Below are 9577 nucleotides of genomic sequence, written 5' to 3'. Positions count from 1 at the left end.
ACCCGTCCAGGCGGCTGCGCAGGAAGCCGTACGACGACATCCACGCGTCGTTGAAGATCTTGGACATGTAGCCCCGCCCGCCGTCGGGCAGCAACACCACCACGATCGAGTCGGGCCCGGCCTGCTCGGCGACCTTGAGCGCGGCGACCACCGCCATGCCGCACGACCCGCCGACCAGCATCGCTTCCTCGCGGGCCAGCCGCCGGGTCATGTCGAACGAGTCGGAGTCGGACACCGCGATGATCTCGTCGGGCACCGTCCGGTCGTACGCCTGCGGCCAGAAGTCCTCACCGACGCCCTCCACCAGGTAGGGCCGGCCGGTGCCGCCGGAATACACCGACCCTTCGGGGTCGGCGCCGATGATGCGCACCGCGCCGCCGGACACCTCTTTGAGGTAGCGGCCGGCGCCGGTGATCGTCCCGCCGGTGCCGATGCCGGCGACGAAGTGGGTGACCTTGCCGTCGGTGTCGGCCCAGATCTCCGGGCCGGTGGTTGCGTAGTGGCTGGCCGGGCCTTCCGGGTTGGCGTACTGGTCGGGCTTCCACGCGCCGTCGATCTCGGTGACCAGCCGGTCGGAGACGCTGTAGTAGCTGTCCGGGTGGTCGGGCGGTACGGCGGTGGGGCACACGACGACCTCGGCGCCGTAGGCCATCAGGACGTTGCGCTTGTCCTCGCTGACCTTGTCGGGGCAGACGAACACGCACTTGTAGCCGCGGTGCTGGGCGACGAGGGCCAGCCCGACGCCGGTGTTGCCCGAGGTGGGTTCGACGATGGTGCCGCCCGGTCGCAGCTGTCCGCTGGCTTCGGCGGCGTCGATCATCTTGACCGCGATTCGGTCCTTCGAGCTGCCACCGGGATTGAGGTATTCGACCTTGGCCGCCACGATGCCGGCGCCGTCGGGGACGACGGAGTTCAGCCGCACCAGCGGTGTGCCGCCGATGAGGTCACTGATGTGCTGAGCGATCCGCATGCATTCATCGTCTCAGGCGGATTCGCGCGGCGCACAACCGCTGTGCGGCGTCTACTCCGTGGCCTCGCGAATGTAGTCGCCGATCTGGCGCAGCGAGCGCACGGCCTCGGGCACCATCGGCGCGGCCAGTTGGAAGTCGTGGACCTGTCCGGGCCACACCCGCACCTCGGCCGGCACGCCCACCGCGGCGAGCCGGCTCGCCGCCAGCCGCGCGTCGTGCAGCAGCACCTCGGAGCCCGACACGTGAATCAGCGTGCGCGGCAGGCCCGGCTTGATGTGGTCGAGCGGCTCGTAGACCTCTTCGGGCTTGCCGTCGACGATGTTCTTCCCGGCCGCCGTCGCCACCAGCTCGGCGAGCGCATCGAACGCCCCGGCCGTGAACATGGCATCGGTCTCGATGTTGGGGTGGGCCTGCTTGGGTTCCTTGGCCAGCTGCAGCAGGGGCGAGATCGCCACCAGCGCCGCGGGATCCTCGCCCTCCTCCTGCAGGCGCTGGGCCAGCGTGAGCGCGAGGTAGCCGCCGGCGGAGTCACCGGCCAGCACGATCTGGTCGGGCTGGTATCCGCGCCGCCGCAGCCAGCGGTAGGCGTCGTGGCAGTCGTCCAGCGCCATCCCCACCGAATTCTTCGGCAGCAGACGGTAATTGACCACCAGGATGGGCGAGTCGGCGAACTTCGACAGGGCTTCGACGAGCCGGCCGTGGGAGTTGGCACCACAGGTCAGAAACGCGCCGCCGTGCAGGTAGACGATCACGCGGCGGCTGCCGTCGGCGGGCAGCACCCCGGGCGCGCGGACCAGCTGCGCCGAGGCGTGGGGCAGCTTGATGGTCTCGCGGACGGTGGCCGACGCGGGGATCAGCACCCGGGCCGTGAGGTCGATGAGACCCCAGGGCCATGGCAGGTTGGGGACGTGACTGCCGACGGACAGGATCGGCCGGATGGTCAGCCGTGAGGTGAGGTTGGCAAGTCGCGCGGCCACGCTGGGCCCGGACTCCAGGACCTCGACCGGCGCGCCGTCGCTGATCGCGAACTTGCGCGCCTGCGCTCGGCGGGCCTTGAGGACGTCATGTGGCCGAGCGGTATTTGCCGACGACCCCGATTCCTTGCTAGGTGCGGTCATGCTCAACACTTCCTACGCCGTTGTAGTGCGATACAGCATGTGACGAGGCGACCGAGCGTCTGGTTCAGCCGTTTGCCAAGGCGCTCAGCCATCCCTTGTCTTCAGCTTGACAGCGGTTGCTTAGTGCAACGTAGGACATTGCTGATTTGATACCGGTTTTGCTTCGCACCGTGATCAGTTCGTTTTCCAGCCGCCCGCGCGAACGTCGAAGCCGCTCTAAAATCGATTGCGTGACCATGCGGGTGCCACGCCGTTCGGCGATCGCCCTGGCCACAGCGGGCGCGCTGGCCTCAACAGGAACCGCCTACCTGGGGGCACGCAGTCTGTTGGTCGGCCAGGCCACTCATGCGCGCACGATCATTCCGAAGTCCTGGGACATCCCGCCCCGCGCGGACGGCGTGTACGAGCGCGGCGGCGGGCCGGTCCAGCGGTGGCACCGCGGCATGGCGGTCGACTCGCACCTGATGATCTTCGGTGACTCGACCGCCGCGGGATACGGCTGCATGAGCGCCGACGAAGTGCCCGGGGTGCGGATCGCCCGGGGCCTGGCCGAGCAGACCGGCAAACGAATCCGGTTGAGCACCAAGGCGATTGTCGGGGCCACCTCCAAGGGCGTGTGCGGGCAGGTCGACGCCATGTTCGTGGCCGGCCCGCCGCCGGACATCGCGGTGATCATGGTCGGCGCCAACGACGTGACTGCGCTCAACGGCATCAGCCAGTCGGCGCAGCGGCTGGCACTGACCGTCCGCAAGCTGCGCGCCCGCGGCGCCGTGGTGATCGTCGGCACCTGCCCGGACCTCGGATTCATCAGCGCCATTCCGCAGCCGCTGCGGTCGCTGGCGCACGAGCGCTGCCTGCAGCTGGCCCGCGCCCAGACCGCGGCGGTCCGGTCGGCCGGCGGCGTGCCGGTGCCGTTGGCGCAGCTGATGGCCCCGCAATTCCGCGCGACACCCGAGGCCATGTTCTCCGCCGACGGCTATCACCCCTCGGCACCCGCCTATGCGCTGGCGGCCGACGCGCTGCTGCTCGCCCTCTGCGACGCGCTGGGCGAGAAGGTGGAGCTTCCGCCGCTGAGCCCGCCGGTGCCCGCGGCGGCGCCGGTGCTCGGTCAGCGGCACACCCGCAGCAGTGTCATGTCGCGGCTGTGGCGGCGTCCGGCGCCCGGACCTGCCCCGTCTTCGTGCCCCGAGGTCGGCAGCGACTAGATTTGTTGTCGCCGGTCGGAGCGGACCCACCACCCGGTGCCAAGCGAGCCAGCCCCATCTGTGGGATCTGGGACCTGAAGGGAATAACCATGCCTGAAGCCGTCATTGTCTCAACCGCTCGCTCGCCGATCGGCCGCGCGATGAAGGGGTCGCTGGTCAACATGCGCCCCGACGACCTGACCGTCCAGATCGTGCGCGCCGCACTCGACAAGGTGCCCGCACTGAACCCCCACCAGATCGATGACCTGATCCTGGGCTGCGGCCAGCCCGCCGGCGAATCCGGATACAACCTGGCGCGGGTCATCGCCGTCGAACTCGGCTACGACTTCCTGCCGGGCACCACCGTCAACCGGTACTGCTCGTCGTCGCTGCAGACCTCCCGGATGGCCTTCCACGCGATCAAGGCCGGTGAGGGCGACGCGTTCATCTCCGCCGGTGTGGAGACCGTCTCCCGCTTCGCCAAGGGCAGCGCCGACTCCTGGCCGGACACCAAGAACTCGCTGTTCGGCGAGGCCCAGGAGCGGTCGGCCGCCGCGGCCGAGGGCGCCGACGAGTGGCACGACCCACGCGCCGACGGCAACGTGCCCGACGTGTACATCGCGATGGGGCAGACGGCCGAAAACGTCGCCCTGCTGACCGGCATCAGCCGCGAAGACCAGGACCACTGGGGTGTGCGCAGCCAGAACCGCGCCGAGGAAGCGATCAAGAGCGGGTTCTTCGAGCGGGAGATCACCCCGGTGACCCTGCCCGACGGCACCACGGTGAGCGTCGACGACGGCCCACGCCCCGGCACCACCTACGAGAAGATCAGCCAGCTCAAGCCCGTGTTCCGGCCCAACGGCACGGTGACCGCCGGCAACGCGTGCCCGCTCAACGACGGCGCCGCCGCGGTGGTGATCACCAGCGACACCAAGGCCAAGGAACTCGGCCTGACGCCGCTCGCGCGCATCGTGTCCACCGGGGTCAGCGGCCTGTCCCCGGAAATCATGGGCCTGGGCCCGATCGAGGCGACCAAGAAGGCGCTGGCGCGCGCCAACATGTCGGTCAGCGACATCGACCTGTTCGAGATCAACGAGGCGTTCGCCGTCCAGGTGCTGGGTTCGGCGCGTGAGCTGGGCATCGACGAGGACAAGCTGAACGTGTCCGGTGGGGCGATCGCGCTGGGCCACCCGTTCGGCATGACCGGCGCACGCATCACCACCACGCTGCTCAACAACCTGCAGACGCACGACAAGACGTTCGGCCTGGAGACCATGTGCGTCGGCGGCGGCCAGGGCATGGCGATGGTGATCGAGCGGCTGAGCTAGGCCGCTGCTCGTCAACTGGGCGCCCGGCGCGGTGAGTGTGAAACCTGGGCGGTGAGTGTGAAACCTCGGCGACGACACGCCGAGTAACCCCGCCGCCGCTTCACACTCAACGCCGCCGCTGCACACTCAACGGCGGCACTGCACGCGAAAGCGCTCCAACACGAAAAGACCGGCACGCCAAGGGGGCGTGCCGGTCTTTTCGTTGACGAGAGCTAGTCGTTCTGCAGATAACTCAGCAGACGCAGGATCTCGATGTACAGCCACACCAGCGTCACGGTCAGGCCCAGGGCGATACCCCATGCCGCCTTGTCCGGCGCGCCGGCGCGGACCATCTGGTCGGCCGCATCGAAGTCGATCAGGAAGCTGAACGCCGCGATCGCGATGCACACCAGCGAGAAGATGATGGCCACCGTGCCGCCGCTGCGCAGGCCCAGGCCGGTGCCGCCGTTGACGTGGAACATCGCCAACACGAAGTTGCCGAGCATCAGGGCCAGCACGCCGAACATCGCGGCAACCAGCATGCGGGTGAACTTGGGCGTCACCCGGATCGCGCCGGTCTTGTAGACGACGAGCATGCCGAAGAACACCCCGAACGTGCCCAGGACCGCCTCACCGATCAGCGCCCCGGCGTTGGCGTTGGACACCGAGAAGTTGGCGAAGACGAACGAGATCGCGCCCAGCACCAGGCCCTCGAGCACGGCGTAGCTCAGCACGATGCCCGGGTTGTCCTGCTTGCGGCCGAAGGTGGCGACCAGCACCAGGACCAGGCCGCCCAATCCGCCGATCAGCGCCAGCGGCATGGCCAGCGCCACGTCGCGGGCGACCAGGAAGTAGGAGACCACGGCGGAGATCGCCAGCACGGCCAGCGTGATGCCGGTCTTGGTGACGACGTCGTCGATGGTCAGCGGACGCGAGGCTTTGGCCTCCTGGTACGGGGCCGCGTAGGGAGCCGCGTAGGGGTCGGCCCCATACCCCTGCATCGGGGGCGCGGCCGTGCCGAATTGTGCGTATCCGCCCCTCTGCTTAGGCAGCGAACGAAATACCGGGTTGCTTGTCTCCCGCACCGTCGGATCCTCTCTAATTGGCTTCGAGCTGTGCGAACACAATCTCAACGATCGGCGTTGCGCCCTGGTTCCCAGCGGACCTGGGCGTTTTCCGGTGTATTTCCGGCTCTATATAGCCTCCGCCGTTGTCGTCGCGTTAAAGATAACCCTTACCCGCGGGTACTGCGCCGGTCGTGACGATCTAGATTTCTTCCTCGAGGCTGGACCGGCTTGAGGGAGGCGAAAGCGTGACCGACGGATCCGATGAGGTTCTGACCGAAGTCGAGGGAAGCGTCGGCTTGATCACTCTCAACCGCCCCAAGGCGATCAACTCGCTGAACCAGCAGATGGTGGACGCGCTGACCGCCGTCCTCACCGACTGGGCCGACGACGACGCGGTGCGCGCGGTGGTGCTCTCAGGCGCCGGTGAACGCGGGCTGTGCGCCGGCGGCGACGTGGTGTCCATCTATCACAGCGCGCGCAAGGACGGGGTCGAGGCGCGTCGCTTCTGGCGCGACGAGTATCTGCTCAATGCCCAGATCGCCGAGTTCGCCAAGCCCTACGTGGCGTTGATGGACGGCATCGTGATGGGTGGCGGCGTGGGCGTCAGCGCGCACGCGAACACCCGGGTGGTCACCGACACCTCCAAGATCGCCATGCCTGAGGTCGGCATCGGCTTCATCCCCGACGTCGGCGGGGTCTACCTGCTGTCGCGGGCGCCCGGCGGTCTGGGCCTGCACGCCGCGCTGACCGGGGCGCCGTTCTCCGGAGCCGACGCCATCGCGATGGGCTTCGCCGACCACTACGTCCCGCACGGCGACGTCGAGGCGTTCCGCCGCGCGGTGATCACCGACGGCGTCGAGCGCGCACTCGACAAGTACACCGTCGAACCGCCGGCCAGCGAGCTTGCCGCGCAACGTGATTGGATCGACGATTGCTTCTCCGGCGATACCGTTGCGGACATCGTCGCCGCGCTTCGCGGGCACGGCGCCGGCCCGGCCGAGGACGCCGCCGACCTGATCGCCACCCGCTCCCCGGTAGCGCTGTCGGTGACCCTGCAGGCGGTGCGGCGCGCGGCCGGCCTCGAAACGCTCAAAGACGTTCTGGTGCAGGACTATCGGGTGTCGTCGGCGTCGCTGCGCTCACACGACCTGGTGGAGGGCATCCGCGCACAGCTGATCGACAAAGATCGCAACCCGAAGTGGTCCCCGGCGGAGCTGTCCGCGGTCACCGCGGCCGACGTCGAGGCGTATTTCACCCCGGTCGACGACGACTTGAGTTTCTAGAAAGGCGGTTTGGATGACAGAGGCAGATTACGAGACCATCCTCGTCGAACGCGACGACCGCGTCGGCATCATCACCCTGAACCGGCCGAAGGCCCTCAACGCGCTCAACACCCAGGTGATGAACGAGGTCACCAGCGCGGCAGCGGATTTCGACGCCGACCCCGGTATCGGGGCGATCATCATCACCGGCTCGGCCAAGGCGTTCGCCGCCGGCGCCGACATCAAGGAGATGGCCGAGCTGTCCTTCGCCGACGCCTTCGGCGCTGATTTCTTCGCCCCGTGGAGCAAGCTCGCCGCCGTCCGCACCCCCACCATCGCCGCGGTCGCCGGCCACGCGCTGGGCGGTGGCTGCGAGCTCGCCATGATGTGCGACGTGCTGATCGCCGCCGACACAGCGAAATTCGGCCAGCCCGAGATCAAACTCGGTGTGCTGCCGGGCATGGGCGGCTCCCAGCGGCTGACCCGCGCCATCGGCAAGGCCAAGGCCATGGACCTGATCCTGACCGGCCGCACCATCGGCGCCGAAGAAGCCGAACGCAGCGGTCTGGTGTCGCGGGTGGTGCCGGCCGACGACCTGCTGACCGAGGCCAAGGCCGTCGCGACCACCATCTCCCAGATGTCGCGGTCGGCTGCCAGGATGGCCAAGGAGGCCGTCAACCGCGCGTTCGAGTCGACCCTGGCCGAAGGACTTCTCTACGAGCGCAGACTCTTTCACTCGACGTTCGCGACGCAGGACCAGTCCGAAGGGATGGCGGCCTTCGTCGAGAAGCGCCCACCGAACTTCACCCACCGCTAGGACGCGTACATGAGCGAACGGGTTTCCGCGACCAACACCGAGGCAGCTCACCTCCCGGCCGACGCCGTCGAGGAGTCCGCGGGAGCCGAGCCGGACGCCGCGCCGGCACCGGTGGCCGCACCGCGATTCGGTCGCGCCGCGCCCACCCTACCGTGGACCGAAAAGCCTTGGTGGGTAAGGCATTACACGTTCACCGGCACCGCGGTGGGCCTGGTCTTCATTTGGCTTTCGCTCACACCGTCGCTGCTGCCGCGCGGCCCGCTGTTCCAGGGGCTGGTCAGCGGGCTCTCCGGCGCCATCGGCTATGGCCTGGGCGTGTTCGCGGTCTGGCTGGTGCGCTTCATGCGCGAAAAGGATCACAGCCCGGCGCCGCCAGGCTGGGCGTGGAAGGTGCTGATCCCGATCGGCGTGGTGGGCCAGGTCCTCATGGCGATCTGGTTCCACGTGTGGCAGGACGACGTGCGCGACCTGATGGGCGTGGCGCATCTTCAGTGGTACGACTACCCGCTGGCCGGGGTGCTGTCGGTGGTGGTGCTGTTCACGGTGGTCGAGCTGGGCCAATTCACCCGCTGGCTGGTCAGGGTTTTGGTCGACCAGGTTGACCGGTTCGCACCGTTTCGGCTCTCGGCCACCATCGTGGTCGTCACGCTGGTGGTCCTGACCATCACCCTGCTCAACGGCGTGGTGCTCAAGTTCGCCATGCGGACCATGAACCACACCTTCGCCTCGGCCAACGAGGAGATGAATCCCGACACCGCTCCCCCGAAAACCCCGCTGCGATCCGGTGGCCCGCAGTCCCTGGTGTCGTGGGAGTCGTTGGGCCGCGAGGGCCGCGTCTTCGTCGAGGGCGGCCCGACGGTCGAGCAACTCGCCTCCTTCAACGGAGCACCGGCCATCGAGCCCATCCGCGCCTATGCCGGATTGGACTCGTCGAAGGGCATCACGGCCGCCGCCGAGCTCGCGGCACAGGAGTTGGCGCGCACCGGCGGATTGCGGCGCGCCGTCGTCGCGGTGGGCACCACCACCGGCACCGGCTGGATCAACGAGGCGGAAGCCTCGGCGCTGGAATACATGTACAACGGCAACACCGCGATCGTGAGCATGCAGTACTCGTTCCTGCCGAGCTGGCTGTCGTTCCTGGTGGACAAGGAGAACGCCCGGCACGCCGGGCAGGCCCTGTTCGAGGCCGTCGACAAGCTGATCCGCCAGCTGCCCGAAGCCCAGCGACCCAAGCTCGTGGTGTTCGGCGAGAGCCTGGGATCGTTCGGCGGCGAGGCGCCGTTCTTGAGCCTGAACAACGTGCTGGCGCGCACCGACGGGGCGTTGTTCAGCGGGCCGACCTTCAAGAACACCATCTGGACCGATCTGACGTCGACCCGTGACGGCGGGTCGCCGGAGTGGTTGCCGATCTACCAGGACGGCAGGTATGTCCGATTCGTCGCTCGCGCAAAGAATTTGACGCGTCCCGACGCGTCGTGGGACCACCCGCGGGTGGTGTATCTGCAGCACGCGTCGGATCCCATCGCCTGGTGGACGCCCGATCTGTTGTTCAGCAAGCCCGACTGGCTGAACGAACCGCGCGGCTATGACGTGCTGCCGCAGACGCGCTGGATTCCGGTCGTGACCTTCCTCCAGGTGTCGGCCGATATGGCCGTGGCGGTGGATGTCCCCGACGGCCATGGCCACCGCTACGTCGCCGACGTCGCCGACGGCTGGGCCGCCGTGCTGTCACCGCCCGGCTGGACCCCGGACAAAACCGCGAAACTGCGCCCGCTGCTGCACTCGGACGAGACGGCCTAGGGCCAGACGACCCAGAGCCAGCGGCGGGCGGGCGAGCCGGTGTTCGCGGAC

At 68.4% G+C, this 9577-nt stretch carries 8 protein-coding genes; 5 read left to right on the top strand and 3 right to left on the bottom strand.

Annotated features, from left to right (window positions below; translation table 11 throughout):
* A partial coding sequence (locus A9W96_RS04040) for a cystathionine beta-synthase (RefSeq protein ID WP_066881541.1) occupies nt 1–970 on the bottom strand: 970 nt, incomplete at its 3' end.
* 51 nt (nt 971–1021) lie between these two features.
* A complete protein-coding gene (locus tag A9W96_RS04035; protein ID WP_066860612.1) occupies nt 1022–2089 on the bottom strand; it encodes an alpha/beta hydrolase fold domain-containing protein in 1068 nt (355 codons plus the stop codon).
* A gap of 242 nt (nt 2090–2331) precedes the next feature.
* Between A9W96_RS04035 and A9W96_RS04030 the strand changes: the two genes are divergently transcribed.
* Both A9W96_RS04030 and A9W96_RS04025 read left to right on the top strand, forming a co-directional pair.
* Nucleotides 2332–3294 carry an SGNH/GDSL hydrolase family protein gene (locus tag A9W96_RS04030; RefSeq protein WP_156748747.1) on the top strand — a complete coding sequence of 321 codons (963 nt, stop codon included), beginning with the start codon at nt 2332–2334 and terminating at the stop codon, nt 3292–3294.
* A gap of 89 nt (nt 3295–3383) precedes the next feature.
* Nucleotides 3384–4601 carry an acetyl-CoA C-acetyltransferase gene (locus tag A9W96_RS04025; RefSeq protein ID WP_066860606.1) on the top strand — a complete coding sequence of 406 codons (1218 nt, stop codon included), beginning with the start codon at nt 3384–3386 and terminating at the stop codon, nt 4599–4601.
* Nucleotides 4602–4813: 212 nt separating this feature from the next.
* Here the strand turns inward: A9W96_RS04025 and A9W96_RS04020 are convergent, their stop codons facing one another.
* Nucleotides 4814–5665, bottom strand: a complete 852-nt coding sequence (locus tag A9W96_RS04020; protein WP_066860603.1) for a Bax inhibitor-1/YccA family protein — start codon at nt 5663–5665, stop codon at nt 4814–4816.
* A 227-nt stretch (nt 5666–5892) separates the two neighbouring features.
* Here A9W96_RS04020 and A9W96_RS04015 point away from each other — a divergent pair, with 227 nt between their 5' ends.
* Genes A9W96_RS04015 through A9W96_RS04005 form a run of 3 tightly spaced genes read left to right on the top strand, consistent with a single transcriptional unit; the run spans nt 5893 to nt 9526 of the window.
* Entirely contained in the window at nt 5893–6930 is a 1038-nt protein-coding gene (locus A9W96_RS04015; RefSeq protein ID WP_066860600.1) for an enoyl-CoA hydratase/isomerase family protein, read from the top strand.
* A gap of 13 nt (nt 6931–6943) precedes the next feature.
* On the top strand, nt 6944–7726 hold the full coding sequence (locus A9W96_RS04010; protein ID WP_066881528.1) for an enoyl-CoA hydratase: 783 nt from the start codon (nt 6944–6946) through the stop codon (nt 7724–7726).
* A gap of 9 nt (nt 7727–7735) precedes the next feature.
* Nucleotides 7736–9526, top strand: coding sequence for an alpha/beta-hydrolase family protein (locus A9W96_RS04005; RefSeq protein ID WP_067138026.1), 1791 nt, complete (start codon nt 7736–7738; stop codon nt 9524–9526).
* Nucleotides 9527–9577 lie beyond the last annotated feature (51 nt).

The sequence above is a fragment of the Mycobacterium sp. 1245852.3 genome, from assembly GCF_001669335.1.
In the GTDB taxonomy this organism is placed as follows: Bacteria; Actinomycetota; Actinomycetes; order Mycobacteriales; family Mycobacteriaceae; genus Mycobacterium; species Mycobacterium europaeum_A.
This window is presented reverse-complemented; position numbering and strand designations above follow the sequence as displayed.

What these genes read in the sequence shown, in the direction of transcription:
- A9W96_RS04035 (WP_066860612.1), bottom strand. Translation starts at nt 2,089, where the DNA reads ATGACCGCACCTAGCAAGGAATCGGGGTCGTCGGCAAATACCGCTCGG.
- A9W96_RS04025 (WP_066860606.1), top strand. Translation starts at nt 3,384, where the DNA reads ATGCCTGAAGCCGTCATTGTCTCAACCGCTCGCTCGCCGATCGGCCGC.
- A9W96_RS04010 (WP_066881528.1), top strand. Translation starts at nt 6,944, where the DNA reads ATGACAGAGGCAGATTACGAGACCATCCTCGTCGAACGCGACGACCGC.
- A9W96_RS04005 (WP_067138026.1), top strand. Translation starts at nt 7,736, where the DNA reads ATGAGCGAACGGGTTTCCGCGACCAACACCGAGGCAGCTCACCTCCCG.